The 14,487-nt window shown below is 40.3% G+C and carries 15 protein-coding genes; 3 read left to right on the forward strand and 12 right to left on the reverse strand.

The features are described 5' to 3' along the window. Positions 1 to 61: 61 nt before the first annotated feature. Positions 62 to 2,881 (reverse strand): RecB-like helicase, encoded by a 2,820-nt coding sequence (locus tag CVS86_RS06325; RefSeq protein ID WP_107791334.1) that lies wholly within the window; start codon positions 2,879 to 2,881, stop codon positions 62 to 64. After that, positions 2,878 to 5,223 carry a RecB family exonuclease gene (locus tag CVS86_RS06330; protein WP_107791335.1) on the reverse strand — a complete coding sequence of 782 codons (2,346 nt, stop codon included), beginning with the start codon at positions 5,221 to 5,223 and terminating at the stop codon, positions 2,878 to 2,880. The genes CVS86_RS06325 and CVS86_RS06330 overlap by 4 nt, the downstream gene beginning before the upstream one ends. Before the next feature lie 149 nt (positions 5,224 to 5,372). On the opposite strand from CVS86_RS06330, the gene CVS86_RS06335 reads away from it, so the two are divergent. The 3 genes from CVS86_RS06335 to CVS86_RS10125 all read left to right on the forward strand — a co-directional run bounded on the left by CVS86_RS06335 (position 5,373) and on the right by CVS86_RS10125 (position 7,678). After that, positions 5,373 to 5,960, forward strand: a complete 588-nt coding sequence (locus tag CVS86_RS06335; protein ID WP_103608518.1) for a flavin reductase — start codon at positions 5,373 to 5,375, stop codon at positions 5,958 to 5,960. A 323-nt stretch (positions 5,961 to 6,283) separates the two neighbouring features. After that, positions 6,284 to 7,444, forward strand: coding sequence for a Na+/H+ antiporter NhaA (nhaA, locus tag CVS86_RS06345; protein ID WP_107791336.1), 1,161 nt, complete (start codon positions 6,284 to 6,286; stop codon positions 7,442 to 7,444). Positions 7,445 to 7,549: 105 nt separating this feature from the next. Next, positions 7,550 to 7,678: a hypothetical protein gene (locus CVS86_RS10125; RefSeq protein ID WP_265094623.1), complete on the forward strand. Its 129-nt coding sequence runs from the start codon at positions 7,550 to 7,552 to the stop codon at positions 7,676 to 7,678. A gap of 81 nt (positions 7,679 to 7,759) precedes the next feature. Here the strand turns inward: CVS86_RS10125 and CVS86_RS06350 are convergent, their stop codons facing one another. The 10 genes from CVS86_RS06350 to CVS86_RS06395 all read right to left on the reverse strand — a co-directional run bounded on the left by CVS86_RS06350 (position 7,760) and on the right by CVS86_RS06395 (position 14,485). Continuing rightward, positions 7,760 to 8,230, reverse strand: a complete 471-nt coding sequence (locus tag CVS86_RS06350) for a FixH family protein (RefSeq protein ID WP_107791337.1) — start codon at positions 8,228 to 8,230, stop codon at positions 7,760 to 7,762. Beyond that, positions 8,223 to 8,792 carry a hypothetical protein gene (locus CVS86_RS06355; protein ID WP_107791338.1) on the reverse strand — a complete coding sequence of 190 codons (570 nt, stop codon included), beginning with the start codon at positions 8,790 to 8,792 and terminating at the stop codon, positions 8,223 to 8,225. The genes CVS86_RS06350 and CVS86_RS06355 overlap by 8 nt, the downstream gene beginning before the upstream one ends. Before the next feature lie 106 nt (positions 8,793 to 8,898). Then, the gene (locus CVS86_RS06360; RefSeq protein WP_107791339.1) at positions 8,899 to 9,111 is read right to left on the reverse strand and encodes a DUF4006 family protein; all 213 of its coding nucleotides are present in this window, start codon (positions 9,109 to 9,111) and stop codon (positions 8,899 to 8,901) included. After that, the gene (locus tag CVS86_RS06365; RefSeq protein ID WP_107791340.1) at positions 9,111 to 9,974 is read right to left on the reverse strand and encodes a cbb3-type cytochrome c oxidase N-terminal domain-containing protein; all 864 of its coding nucleotides are present in this window, start codon (positions 9,972 to 9,974) and stop codon (positions 9,111 to 9,113) included. Before CVS86_RS06365 ends, CVS86_RS06360 begins: the two co-directional genes overlap by 1 nt. Next, the gene (locus tag CVS86_RS06370) at positions 9,962 to 10,174 is read right to left on the reverse strand and encodes a cytochrome c oxidase, cbb3-type, CcoQ subunit (RefSeq protein ID WP_002939259.1); all 213 of its coding nucleotides are present in this window, start codon (positions 10,172 to 10,174) and stop codon (positions 9,962 to 9,964) included. The genes CVS86_RS06365 and CVS86_RS06370 overlap by 13 nt, the downstream gene beginning before the upstream one ends. A gap of 9 nt (positions 10,175 to 10,183) precedes the next feature. Then, complete coding sequence (gene ccoO / locus CVS86_RS06375) at positions 10,184 to 10,849, reverse strand: cytochrome-c oxidase, cbb3-type subunit II (RefSeq protein ID WP_002939297.1); 666 nt, start codon at positions 10,847 to 10,849, stop codon at positions 10,184 to 10,186. Continuing rightward, complete coding sequence (ccoN, locus tag CVS86_RS06380) at positions 10,849 to 12,339, reverse strand: cytochrome-c oxidase, cbb3-type subunit I (protein ID WP_107791341.1); 1,491 nt, start codon at positions 12,337 to 12,339, stop codon at positions 10,849 to 10,851. Before ccoN ends, ccoO begins: the two co-directional genes overlap by 1 nt. A 92-nt stretch (positions 12,340 to 12,431) precedes the next feature. Continuing rightward, a complete protein-coding gene (locus CVS86_RS06385; RefSeq protein WP_107791342.1) occupies positions 12,432 to 13,115 on the reverse strand; it encodes a response regulator transcription factor in 684 nt (227 codons plus the stop codon). Continuing rightward, entirely contained in the window at positions 13,108 to 13,848 is a 741-nt protein-coding gene (locus tag CVS86_RS06390) for a sensor histidine kinase (RefSeq protein WP_107791343.1), read from the reverse strand. Before CVS86_RS06390 ends, CVS86_RS06385 begins: the two co-directional genes overlap by 8 nt. Next, positions 13,841 to 14,485 carry a sulfite exporter TauE/SafE family protein gene (locus CVS86_RS06395; RefSeq protein WP_107791376.1) on the reverse strand — a complete coding sequence of 215 codons (645 nt, stop codon included), beginning with the start codon at positions 14,483 to 14,485 and terminating at the stop codon, positions 13,841 to 13,843. Before CVS86_RS06395 ends, CVS86_RS06390 begins: the two co-directional genes overlap by 8 nt. Positions 14,486 to 14,487 lie beyond the last annotated feature (2 nt).

The following is a 14,487-nucleotide window of genomic DNA, read 5'->3' on the forward strand; positions in this document are numbered from 1 at the left end:
TAATTTTTGAGTTGTGATTGTATTTAAACAATGCTTTGACAAAGCTTAAATTAAGTAGCATTTAAACTTCAATATATGAAATTTTGCCCTCAATAGCATAGAAAATGATGGCGATTATACTATGTTTTTCATAAAATTTAGCGAGCGCATCTTTATACTCTTTTACCTGCTTTTTGTTCTCTTCTATGTTTTTATCTGTCGTTTTATAATCAATCACACAAATTTCACGCTCATTAAAGCAAAAAAGATCCATCTGCTTTAGCTCATTTTTCACTTTAAACGGCTGCTCTTTATAAATTTCTTTGCCTTTTATGCACTCTATAAATTTTGGCTCTCTTATAAGCATTTTTGCCCTAAAAAAAGCATCTTCAAGTGCCTCAAGCGACAAAAATTTATGAAATTTATTTAGCATCAAATTTTTAGCTTTTTCTAGTGAAATTTCATCAAATTTCTCGCTCATCTCAAGCAGATAGTGAAACGCCAGACCAAAATATATCGCACTTAAATTTTTTCCACTCGTCTTTTGCTCTCTTGCCTCTACCTCTTGCCTCTCTATCTTTAAAATTTCAGGCATTTTCTCATCTTTTTTTAGCTCTTTTTGCTCAGTTTTACTAGGCAAAATTTTGCCAAAGCTAAACTCTTTTAGATCAAGGTAGTCATTTGCTTCGCTCTTGTCGCTTCTTGTGTAAAACGAGAAAAAGCTTGGGCTGTTTCCGCTTGGGACGGCTTGTTTGATAATGATGAGCGACTTTGTTGCCCTTGTGAAAGCGACGTAAATTTTATTGATATTTTCTTGCTTTTCAAGCTCTTTCATCTGCTCTAAAATGCTTGCGTAGTCGCTATCAAAATTTTCTCTGCCTGAAATTTTACTCTTTACGATCCACTCGCCCTTTTCGCTGTATTCGGTTATGAAATTTGAGTCATCTCCCCTGCCCTTGCCCATCATGTCGCAAACTATGACGTGAGCGAACTCAAGCCCCTTTGACTTATGCACGGTCATCACTCTCACGCCGTCGCTACTTTTTGGGCTGATTTTAGAGCTAAAGTTTTCAAGGTTAAATATAAAATCACTTAAATTTTTATACCCCGCGCTTAGCTCAAAAAGCCTTAAAATATCAACATCAGCCATGCTTATGCCTAAATTTTTAGCTAGGTAAAATAGGCTATTTGTAGCACTCACTTCTGGCTTTATGCTTAGTTTTTTGACATTTGCATTTACTAGCGCTTTTACATTTTTTTCATAAATTTCTTCTTTAAATAGGCAAAATTTCGCATACTCGATGATAGCAGCGACAAGCGGCGTTCTTTTTAGCTCCAAAGTGCCTTCATTGACGCTTTTTATCCCTGCACTACTAAGCACTTCTGAGATGAGGCTAATGTCGCTATTTTTCCAGCAAAGTACGGTTATATCGCTTGCATTTACGCCAGCTTTTAAAAGCTCACTTGCTTGCGAAACGACCGCACCTGCGATATCTTCATCGCTTAGCACACGCAAGTAGCCGTAGTCATCTTTTTCTACTTCAAAATACGCACACTCGCCACTTACCTCATAGCTTAGCGTCTCATCTTTTTTGGCTGGGTCTTGCGGCTCGAACTCAAGGCCATATCTATGATAAATTTCTTCAAAAACGGCGTTATTAAATTTCACCAAAGCCTTTAAACTGCGGTAGTTGCTTGGCAAATTTTCTATATCTATCTGACTAAAATCATCTCCCAGCTTGTCAAAAAGCTCCTTTTTGCCACCCCTAAATTTATAGATGCTCTGCTTCGTGTCGCCCACGTAAAAGAAGCTTCCAAGCCCGTTTTGGCCGTATCCAGAGACGATTTCAGCGATGAGCGGTAAGATGATCTCGTACTGGATCACGTTTGTATCTTGAAACTCATCGACTAAGAGGTGATTTATCCTGCCATCAAGCCTAAAATAAAGCGCCTCTTTGTCTAAGCTTTGCACCAAAAGCTTAAAAACGAGCTTGTTTATATCAGCAAAACTTAGCGCATTTATCTCTTTGTTTAGCTCCAAATTTGAAGCCTTATAAAGCTTTAATAGCTTACTAAAGCCACTTAGCCTATACTTTTCGACCTCTAAGATGTAGTTTTTCGCTGCCTCTTTTAGCTCACAAAAAAGCCTATCAAGCTCAGGGGTATAAATTTTACTAAAAGTGCGGTAGTCTAGGCTTTGCCTAGCAAAAACCTTACTCTTAAATAGCTCAAATAAATTTTGCTCGCTAAATGTCTTTTTAGCCACATCGCTAGCGCCATTTTGCAAGGCTATATGCTCATTTAACGCCCTTTGCGCCGCCCTTACCTTGCTATCATCTGGATAGCTTGCGCCACTATCTTTTAGCTCGCCGCCAAAGCTCTCATAAAATTTCGCCAAAGTCTGCGAAAAGCTAGCCTCCTTTTGGCTTGAGATGATCATCATTAAGGCTAGCTCGCTAAGAAGCTTTTTATCCTTGCTCGCCTCTTTTACAAATTTTTTCCACGCCAGATCTTGCAAGCTATCTTGCACGCTGTAATCAGGGCTAAGCCCTAAATTTTGGCTAAATTTCTTTAGTATCCCAGAGAAAAACGCATCAAATGTATAAATTTTTAGCTCACTTTGCAAAAAGACGCTAAGCCTCTCATCTCGCCTTTTTATCGCCTCGTCTTGGCTTATATCAAGCTCCGCGCACACCGCTTCAAGCTCGCCTTTTTTGTTTTGCAAGTCCAAAAAAGTGGCGATTATGCGCTCTTTCATCTCGTTTGCTGCCTTTTTTGTAAAAGTTAGAGCGACGATCTCGTTTATATTTTCACCTCGAAGCACCAAAGCGATGTAGCGAACGCTTAGCGCAAAGGTCTTACCGCTTCCAGCGCTTGCTTTTAGGGCTAAAAAATTTTTCATAACTCTCTCCTGCAAAGTGTAGCGTATTCGCAAAATGCGCAAGCGCCGCTCTTTCTCTCAAAATTTATCTTGGTTTTGTTTATGCCTTTTAGCTTTTCTATCTCGCCGTTTAGATCCTCTACGCTTTTTTTCGAGCTAACTAAGCTAGGCTCGTTTTTTAGGGCATAGTAAGCACTTCGCACCTCTCCGCCGTAAAGTGCTTCGTAAAAGGCAAGCTGGAGCGAATTTACATTTGCTTCGCCCGTTTTGTAATCAAGTATAAGCACGTCGCCGTTTGCGCCAACGTCGATCCTATCGATAAATCCCTTTATCTGCACGCCGCAAAACTCGCTTTGCACCTCTTTTTCGCACTCAAGCACCCTAAAACCAGCCCTTAAACGCTCGTTTTCATAAATTTCATACTCTTTAAATTTATGCGTCCAAATTTCAAACTCAAGTGGCGTAAGATTTTGCTTTGCTAACATCTCTTTAAAAACGGCTAGATCAAAGGTGTTATTTTGCTTATAAAATTCACTCGTATAGTATTCAAAAAGTGCGCTATGAACGCTATTTCCTTGCTTTGTGCCAAGCTCACTTGCAATAGCTTTTGGCGCATCTATGTGAGCTATCTTTGTGTAGTAGTATTTTCTTGGGCAGGTTAGAAATAAATTTAACGTCGAAAACGAAAGTGGATTTGCGAAGAAATCATGCTCCAAAATAACCTCATCGTCACTTAAATTTAAGCTCGCCTCCCCTTTTAAAAATAGCTTCAAATAGGCCTCGTCGCTAAATTTTTCATCTTTTATAGTTTTAAAATTTTTTAAAAATCTTGAAGGTATGCTCTCTTCATTTACGCAGCAGCTTATCGCCACTTTTTTGGCGTTATTTATAAGGCTTTCGTAGTAAAATCTCTGCAAATTTTCACGCTCAATATAGCTTATAAGCCCAGCTTTTTGCCTCACTTTTGAGTTTAAAAACATCTCGTTTGCGCTTCTTGCTGGGATAAAATTGTCGTTAAAATCAACTATGATAACGCCATCAAATTTCATCCCGCGGCTCTCTAGCATGCCCATGACGCTGATCTTTCCACCGCCCACATCATCGATGCTTAGGCGCGAGATATTTAACAAGAAAATCTCACTTAGCTGCTTTAAGCTAAAGCTAAAATACCTGCATAAATTCTCCATCCTAAAAAGCTCAAGTGCGAGCTTCTCTTCGCATCTTGGCTCATTTTCAAGCAACAAAAGCTCATCTATTAGCTCTTTAAATTTGCTAAATTCACACGCCTCAAAATAGCTAGCCTTAAATTTCTCAAAAAGCTGCTCACTTACGCCAAATTCGCTTAAAATAAAGCCAAGCTCCTCGTAGCTCTCACACTTACTTTGATCAAAAACTGGGCTTGCCTCTTCGTTGATCGCTCTTGTGATGTAGAAAAGCGCTTCATAAAATTTTGTATTTTTAAAGCTCTCGCCCATGGCGTAGTTAAAAATTTTAGCGCTATCATGAAGCCTTAAAATCTCGCTAAAGCCCTCATCTGGCAAGATCACTACGATGTTTTCAGGCTTTATGCCATAAAGCACAAACTCACTCGCCTTTGCCATGGCATAGGCGCACTGTAAGCTTCTTGTGGCGAAATTTCTCACTAAAACTGGCTCAAATTTTGTGATATTTTCTAAGCAAACTAGCTCGTTTGTGTTTAAATTTAGCTCATATTTTTTATAGTTTTCAAACTCGCTAATGGCTGAAATTTGCCTTATCTTTTCTATTAGTTTTTTATTAAAAACGCTAGTTTGAAAGATGATCTTTAGCGTGGTTAGTTTTGAAATTTTCTCTAAAATTTCCCACTCAAACTCGCTTAAAATGCCATCAATGTGCAGTGAAATTTCACTAAAACTTTTTATGTAAGTTTCATTTATCGAGTAAATTTTTGGCAGGGTTATATCATCATAAAGATCCTCTTTATCAAGCAAGCTCTCATACTCTTTTAAAACCGCTTCAAGTATGCTTAAATGCTCCTCAAAATCAGCGTAAATGTCGTTAAATTTGATCTCTTTAATGCTCTTTTTGCTAATAGCTAGCTCTTTAAAAAATGAAAAAAGATAGTCGTTGTTTTTCAAAAACTCAAAAAACTCAGTTGGGATTTTAAGCACCGAGTTTGCCTCTTTGACGCTGGCACAGGCTCTGTTCATAAGCACTAAAGCGTAGGTGCTATCGCACTCAAAGCGGCCATTTACAAAAACGGCCTTTTTATAAAACTCGGCGATGCTTAGACTTTTGGGGATTAGCTCGTCATTAAAACCAGCGTTAAATTCCCTGATCTTACGCGAGTTTGTAAAGACGAAAAGTTGATTTAGATTGTGCATTTTTCTCTCTTAAATTTTTAAAAATGATAGCCAAAAGCTGATAAAAGAGCGCTTTTTCTCACTTAAGCTAAGCTTTGAAAATTTTTCTAAATTCATTAAAAATTTAAGCCTTAAAGTGCTGGGGGCTACAATTTCAAAAAGGAGTAAAAATGCATAAAGAGTTAAACAGATATGGCTTTTACTACGGCTTTCCAGTTTTGCTTGCCACCACAAAAGATCAAAAAGGGCGAGATGATATCACCGTGCTTTCGTCGTCTTGGACGCTAGGAGATAGCGTGGTACTTGGCATCGGAGTTGATAACAAAGGCTATAAAAATATCCAAAATGGCTCAGACATCACGCTAAATTTATGTGATGAGAGCTTGCTTGAAGCTATAAAAAAGATAGAAAAACTAACAGGCGACGAGGATGTGCTAGAGGAGAAAAGAGCCCTTGGATACAGCTACGAAAGTGATAAATTTAAGGTGGCAAATTTACACAAAGAGCCAGGCGTAAAGGCAAAAAGCGTGCGCATAAAAGAGTGCAAGATACAGATAGAAACGATCGTAGAAAAGTGTGAGATAAAGGAGTGGTTTTGTATAGTCACTTGCAAGATAGTTGGCATCTTTGTGGATGAAAATTTGTTAAAAGATGAAAAGATCGATACTAAAAGTTGGTCGCCTCTAATCTATAAATTTAAAGAGTACGTTAAAACTGGCAAGCGTTTGGGCTTAAATTTTGGCTTTAAAGAGGTTTGATCTAGCGTTTGGTAAATTTATTTGGCTTTGACCTTGGCTAAAAACTTTTGGCTGCAAATTTAGCCCTGCTATCAAGTCTCAAAAGCTCGCCGCAAACAGCCTTTGCACGCTTACATATATCTAAAATTTCATTCATTTTCGCTCCTTAATCTATAAAAACCGTGCGCAAGCGTCCCGCTCCCGCAAGCGCGGCACGGCAAATTTTAGAGATGCGTCTACTAAATTTACCTTTAAATTTGACTTGATTATAGCCAAATTCGCCCGAATTTTATGCGAGCATAAAAATACGCTATAATCGCCAAAATTTATAAAAAGGAAGCAAAATGGGCGGAATAAAAGAGTTTTTAAAACACGAAGCCAGCGGCGGGATTTTGCTGATGATCGCTACGGTCGCGGCGCTACTGTGTCAAAATACGTTTTTGAGCGATTTTTACAACGAATTTTTAAATACCAAATTTACCATGAGCTTCGGCGAATACGGACTAAGCAAACCCCTGATCTTGTGGGTGAATGACGGGTTGATGGCGGTATTTTTCTTTCTCATCGGACTTGAGCTAAAGCGCGAGGTGCTGGAGGGCGAGCTAAAAAATCCGTCGCAAATCGCGCTACCAGCGATCGGCGCGGCAGGCGGCCTGATAGTGCCCGCGGTTATCTTCTATCTTTTTACGAAACACGACTCCTTCGCGCTTGGCGGCTGGGCGATACCGACGGCAACGGATATCGCGTTTGCTCTGGGGATTTTGAGCCTACTCGGGCCTCGCGTACCGACTAGTTTAAAAATTTTCCTCATGACGCTAGCGATCGTCGACGACCTTTGCGCGATCGTGATTATCGCGCTATTTTACACGAGCGAGCTTAGCGCCCAAATGCTTGCGGTCGCGAGCGTTTGTCTAGCCGCGCTTTTCGTGCTAAACAGACTCGGCGTAAAGAGCAAGGCGGCGTATCTGATCGTAGGCGCGGTGATGTGGGTATCGGTGCTAAAATCAGGCGTTCACGCCACGCTTGCCGGCGTCGTGGCGGCCTTTTTCATACCGCTTAGCTTTAAAGACGAGCCAGGCAAATCTATGCTAAAAAGCATCGAGCACGACCTGCACGGCTGGGTAGCGTTTGGCGTGCTGCCGATATTTGCCTTCGTAAACGCAGGCATCTCACTGCGAGGCGTCGGACTGGACGAGATTTTGTCTCCGGTAGCGCTAGGCACGGCGCTGGGGCTTTTCGTCGGCAAGCAAATCGGAGTATTTGGATTTAGCTTTTTAGCGATCAAATTTAAGCTAGCCAAGCTGCCCGAGGGGTCAAATTTCATCCAGCTTTACGGCATCGCCGTGCTTTGCGGCATAGGATTTACGATGAGCCTTTTCGTTAACGGCCTAGCCTACAACGACACGGACGCCTTTGCCTACGCCGACAAGCTCGCTATCTTGCTAGGTTCGGTAGTTTCGGGTGCCGCGGGGTTTATATTGCTTAAATTTAGCGCCAAAAACTAAAGCGCGCGCATAAAAGAGTGCAAGATACAGATAAAAACGATCGTAGAAAAGTGCGAGATAAAGGAGTGGTTTTGCATCGTTACTTGCAAGATAGTTGGCATCTTTGTGGATGAAAATTTACTAAAAGATGAAAAGATCGATACTAAAAATTGGTCGCCTCTAATCTATAAATTTAAAGAGTACGTCACAACTGGCAAGCGTTTGGGATTAAATTTTGGCTTTAAAGAGGTTTGATCTGGCGTTTTGGCTGGCTAGAAAGCGAAAATTTAAATTTGATTTTGACCTTGGCTAAAAACTTTTGGATGCAAATTTAGCCTATCTTGTAGCGTTAAAATCAAATTTATAATATCTCGTATCTTGCTTGTCGCTTAGCCTTAAAAGTAGCTGCCACCTGCCCTCTTTTAGGCCTACACTCTCACTTACGAGATCATTTTCTTGCCAAGAGGCGTTTAGATCCTTATTGTCTTTATTTGTTTGTGGACGGGTAAGTAAAATTTCATATCTAAGGCTTGAAATTTCGCCATTTTTTGGCGTTAGGAGAAATTTAAACTTACCTTGCAAGCCTTTAAACTCTGGCTCAAATTTAAGGCCAAATTTCTCATCAAATCTCGCCTCGCTCTCTTTTATAAAAGTGATGTTTTCATCGACTTTTTGGTAGCTTTGCATATAAGCAGTGTCCATCTCTACTGGGTTTTGCAGTGCTATAACGATGGTTGCGGCACAAGCAAAGATGATAGCGATGATAGAAAGGACTATGGCGTAAGGCCAAAATGTTTTTTTAGCCATTTTTTACCTTTTTATAAAAGATGATGAGCACGAAAAATGCGATCAAGCCGTATATGAAAATTCGTAAGAAATTTAAGGTCGTCTTGTTTGAGCTACCGATGCCGCTTTCTAGCTTTAAATTTAAGCTCTCAGCGATCTGCTCGGCGATATCAGCGTAGCCGTTTAAGATAGCGGCGTTATAGACATCTTTGCCATTTTTTGAGACCAAAATGGGGATAATGGTGCCTGATTCTGGATTTACACTTAGAATTTGCTCTTTGTTAAAGAGCTTTGAAGTGTTTGTATCGCTAAAAATTTCAACCTTTTGCTTATCTTTTATGAGTGCTAAAAAGACAAAAGGCGAGCTTAAATTTTGCTCCTTAAAAAGCTCGCTTAGCTCGCCATCTTTATATACGCCAACTACTAAATTTATGCCGCTTTTTTGATAAAGCTCACTGCCGATCTCATTTAGTTTTTGGCTCACTTTTTGGCTTAAAATTCCATCATCATTGATAACAAAATTTGCACCCCAAGCCAAATTTTGCCAGAGCAAAATGATAAAAATGAGTGCAAATTTCTTCAAATTTAGCCTACAAATAGGTGATTTGGCGTAAGTACTGACCAGGCACAAATGGCGCCTGCGACGACTATTAGCAGGATAATGGCTTTTTCTATTATGCCTAGCATCGCTACTCCTTTACAATGACGTGTTTAGCGTTATCTACGCTCTTCATCTCGATGCTAGCTGCATCTTTTAGTGAGTAAGGCTTGGTTGCGACCTCTTTTTGCAAGCCGATGCCAACGTATGTAAGCACCGCTAGGATAGAGAGCAAAAGCGCCACCGCTATTAAAAATCCGCTAATGCCGTTTAAGGCAAAGATATTTCTATTTTTATTTTCCATTATTCGCCCTTTGACAGCGATATGACATACTCGCCAACTGCACTTTGCTGGATCTCATTTAGCCTGCCATCATTAAATTTAGGCATAGTGCCGATCGCTCCTTTTTTGCCACGATTTAGCACCTCAGCCACAAAGCTAGCCGAGCCATATTTGCTAAGATCAACCGACATGCCATCCATGCCCTTGCCATCTTCGCCGTGACACGCCGCACATGCAGCATAAAGCTCTTTACCAGTGGCTACTAAATTTTCATTTTTAGTGCTTTTTATCGCGCTTATCTCTTTGGCTACGTATGCTGCGATCGCCTTAGCGCCATCAGCGTCAGCTAAGCCTGCTGGCATCTCACCCATTGGATAATCAAGCCCTTTTGAGCCATTAAGTATAGTCTCAACTATGCCTTTTTCGCTGCCCCAAATTTGTAAATTTGCAGCCTTGCCGCCTATGCCATCGCCTGTGATGCCGTGACATGCTGAGCACTGCACAAGATATATGCTCTCACCCATAGCGTGAAGCGTCTCTTTGCTTGGATTTGCATACTCTTTTTCAAATTTGGCGTTTGCCTCTTTGACCTCTTTGTTATACTCACCGATTTGTGAGTAAGAATTTAGTGGGTAGCCCAGCAAATAGTACCAGATCGCCCAAACTAGCGCTAGTAAAAAGACGACCGCCCAGCCAAGTGGAACAGGGTTTTTGTATTCTCCTATGCCGTCCCAGTTGTGCTCGCTAAGCTCAACGCTCTCATCTTTTTTAACCTTCATCTGCCCCACATACCTACCAGCTACAACTATGGTAAGCACGATGATTAGAGCCGCTCCTATAAGAGCTAGTAAATTTACATTATCTTCTAAATTTAGCCATTGCATACGCTCTCCTTTGTAGCCTTACGCTCTAAAATTTCGCCACCGATCTCATCGTTAAGCGCTAGTTTTGAGTATTTCTCATAGTTTCTTCTACCAGTTTTTTCGCTCTTATAAAGATGAAAAAAATAAGCATACAAAGTGATCGCCAAAAATGCTGTCAAGAAAAAATAGCCATAAGCTTGAAACTCTCTAATGTTCTCCATCTTACGCTCCTACTTTAGGCTATTTAGATAAGCAATCAGTGCTACGATCTGGCGAATTTCACCTTTTTCAAATGCACTTTTTACCTGCTCATCTTTCATATTTTCAACGATAGCTGCAGCCTCAGCCTTGACGTTAGCATTTGTCTGCTCTAGCGTGCCAAGAGCTGGCATATCTTTTTCATCATAAGGCGTGTTAAAGACCTTTTTAACCGTTAGCGCTTCAGCGTAAGCAGTCTCTATGTCAGCATTTTTCTTAAATAAAAATGGATATGCTGGCATGATCGAGCCTGGCACTACTGAGGCTGGATTTAGCATGTGATTTTCATGCCAGTCGGTCGTTCTATAGTTGCCCACACGCATAAGATCTGGACCTGTTCTTTTTGAGCCCCAAAGGTGCGGACGATCATAGGCAAATTCGCCGCTTAGCGAATACATGCCGTATCTATCAGTCTCGGCTTTAAACGGACGGATCATTTGTGAGTGGCAAGTGTTGCAGCCATTTTGCATATAGATGTTTTTGCCAGCTAGCTCTAAAACGGTGTAAGGCTTTGTGCCCTCAAGCGGTCTAGCTCTGTTTGCAAAGTCTGGTAAAATTTCAACTATGCCAGCGTAAGCGATGACTATAAAAACGCAAACTGCAAAAAAGAATGGATTTTTTTCTAACCAAGCAAACATCACATCACCTCCGCGCTAGCTTTTGCCACGCCGCCCATAGGTGAAGCGCTTTTTGGCTCTGCTAAGATAGCTTTAGCAGAAGTTGATTTGTAGATGTTATAAGCAAACATCAAGAAGCCAACTAGATAAAGAAGTCCGCCAATAGCCCTTATATAGTAGTATGGGATAAGAACAACTACTGTGTCTATAAACGAGTAGAGTAAATTTCCATAGCTATCAGTCGCTCTCCACATCATACCTTGCGTGATACCAGCGATCCACATAGACGCAAAGTATAAGACGATACCTGTTGTTTGTATCCAAAACTGAGCTTCCATTAGCGACTTTGAGTAAATTTCACGCTTAAACACGCGCGGTGTCATGTGATAAAGTGCCGCCATGATCATAAAGCCAACCCAGCCAAGAGCGCCGTCGTGAACGTGTCCTGGTACCCAGTCAGTAAAGTGCGCTAGGGCATTTACAGACTTGATAGAAAGTATCGGACCTTCAAGTGTCGAGAACATATAAAATGTCGAAGCTAGAACCATAAATTTAATAAGCGGACTCTCTCTAAGCTGCGCCCACTCACCCTTCATCGTAAGAAGGATGTTTATGGCTGAACCCCACGAAGGCAGGATCAAAACGATAGAAAAGACTGAGCCCATAGTCTGCATCCAATCAGGCGTAGCAGAGTAAATGAGGTGGTGTCCGCCAGCCCAAAGATAGATGAACATCAAACCCCAAAATGAAAATAGCGATAGTTTATATGAAAATATCGGCTGACCGCTCTCTTTTGGTAAGAAATAATAAATTTGAGCGATGATAGCCACCGTAAAGACAAATGCAACTGCGTTGTGGCCGTACCACCACTGAACCAAAGCGTCGTTTGAGCCAGCGTACATAGATACAGAGTGTAGCCATGAGCCATAACCGCTAACAAGTCTTGTTGGAACTTCCATATTGTTAAATAGATATAGCATCGCAACGCCTAAAAATGTAGCGATGTAGTACCAAACTGAGATGTAAAGTGTCTTTTCGCGGCGGATGCCGATGAGGCCAAATATACTAACACCCCAAAGTACCCAAACAACAACCACTGCGATATCTAGTGGCCACTCAAGCTCGGCGTACTCTTTGGCTGTGCTCTCGCCCATAAAAAGCGTAACAACAGCTAAAATCATAACAAGCATATATAGCCAAAAGTGAAGCTTGCCGATAAACATCAAAAATGGCGACTCGCTCATCGAGACCTTTAAAACACGCTGTCCGATGTAGTACCAAGTGGCAAAGATGCCTGAGAGCATGAAGCCAAAAATGATGCCATTAGTATGAAGAGGACGCAACCTCCCAAACGCCGAATATTCACCGGCTATGTAGTTAAGCTCTGGACAGGCCATTTGAAAAGCTATAACTACGCCAACAACCATGCCTATGATACCAAAGAGTATCGTGGCAAACATAAATAGCCTTGCTACACTATAATCATAGTGTAGTAGCTGAGATGGTCGCATAAAATATCCTCCTAGTTAAATTTATATTAATGATTTGTTATTTTAGAGTATAAGGACTATAAAAAAACTTAATTAATATAAATTCTCATTAACTAGGAAAGTCTTCTGTCTATTTTGTAACCAAGTCCTGGGACATTTTTTATAAAGTTGTTACCAACTTTGTCTCTAACGCGCTTAACAAAGGTTCTAATAGCTGCCTCAGTAACGCTCTCGCCAACCCAAACGACGCTTTTGATCTCATCGTGAAGCACGAGTGTACCAAGTCTTTTTATCAAAAGTGAGATAAATGCAAGCTCTTTTTTAGTAAGCGAAATTTCAACGCCATCTCTGATAAGTACGCGCTTGATCTTATTAAAGCTATATCCGCTTGCAACTTGGATGATATTTGCAGTTTCTATCTTGCTTTTTGCGACATTTTCTATGGTTTTTAAAAGATCATCTGCCATGATAGGTTTTATAAGATACTTATCAACTCCAACATCGATCGCCTTTAATAAAGTCTCTTTTTCGCTATGCGCACTTAGGACGATGACAGGTGTGTCTTTAGAAATTTCTTTGATATATCTTGTCATATCAAGTCCATCACTAATTGGCATAAATACATCTGTAATTACCATATTTGGGTTGTATTTTTTAAATTTTTTCAAACCTTCATCACCATTTTGAGCAGTAAAAACTTTCTCAAAATTGTCACTTAGCACATCGTGCATGATCTTTTTGCTATCGCTATCATCTTCGACAAGCAAAACCGTTAGGTTCTTTAAAATTTTATTCATCTATCTCTCCTTTGTGTGGTAACTTTATTAAAAAACAGGCCCCATTGTCGCTGTTGCCCGCTGTTATTTCTGCGTTAAATTGATCGATTATTTGCTTTGACATATAAAGTCCTAAGCCAGTGCCTTTGGCATTTTCTTTGGTGGTAAAATATGGCTTAAATATCTCATCTATCACATTTTTATCTATGCCACCGCCATTATCTTCTATGCTTAGGTAAGCAAATTTTTCGTCATTATCAATCTTTATTTTTATATTTTTATCTTCTATCTTTTTTAAATTTAGTGCGTCTTTTGCGTTGTTTAGTAAATTTATAATGACTTGCATGAGTCTGTTTTTGTGACCATAAATTTTAGAGTCCCCTAGCACCTCAAGCTCTATACGAATGCCATCTTTTTTCATCACACCTTTTACGATCTGTATCGATGCTCTAGCTGCATCTGCTAGGCTAAATTCTTGCGAAAGTGTGTTTGGGTTTAAAAACGAGCTAAACTCATCAGTAGTTTCTGACATATACTTTATGATCTGCATAGCCCTCTCATAAGAGCCAATAAATTCGCCATCTTCGCTGCGTGCTAGCTTTTTCATCTTATATAAAACTAAGCTTAGCTCATTTAGCGGCTGCTTCCACTGGTGAGTTATATTTGCCATCATCTCGCCCATCATCGCAAGCTTAGCAATCCTCATGCCATCGCTACTTGAAAGGAAATTTTCATCTAAATTTAAACTAGGCATTTGCTCTATATCCTAAAAATGATAGATAAAGTCCGTTTAAGATCATTATGCAAGCTGAGAGCTTAAACATGATCTCTTTAAATTTCTCTCTTAGTAAGCCAAAAACAAAACTAGCTAGCAACATCGCTGGCAAGGTGCAAAGCCCAAAGATAAGCATTATCAGGGATGCGTCAGCCACATTTGCGCTTAAAACTCCAAGCGCTAAGAAATAATAGACCACACCGCAAGGCAAAAGCCCATTTAAAAAGCCAAGCAGTAAAAAATTTGCCAAATTTCTCTTTTGCACGCTTGTTTTTGCCATTTTTACTATAAATTTAAGTGCTTTTTCGCTCTCTACAAATTTTAAAAGCTCGCCCCTAAAAAGCAGTGCGATGCCAATAAATGCGATCGCTAAGCCAACTATGAAAAATATCACGCCTCTTGCTTGCATACCAAAACTAATGGCTGCTCCAAAAGCGCCAAATAAAGCTCCCAAAGCCACATAAGCAAAAATTCTAGCTAGGTTATAAAGCGCGCTTAGCATTAAAATTTCACTCTTGCTTTTGCCTTTAAAAAATAGAGCTTGCAAGCTCAAAAACCCGCTACACATGCCGATGCAATGACTAAAGCTGCTCAAAAGCGCAACTGAGATAATCATGT

Origin of the sequence: Campylobacter concisus (assembly GCF_003048605.1) — a bacterium.
In the GTDB taxonomy this organism is placed as follows: Bacteria; Campylobacterota; Campylobacteria; order Campylobacterales; family Campylobacteraceae; genus Campylobacter_A; species Campylobacter_A concisus_BM.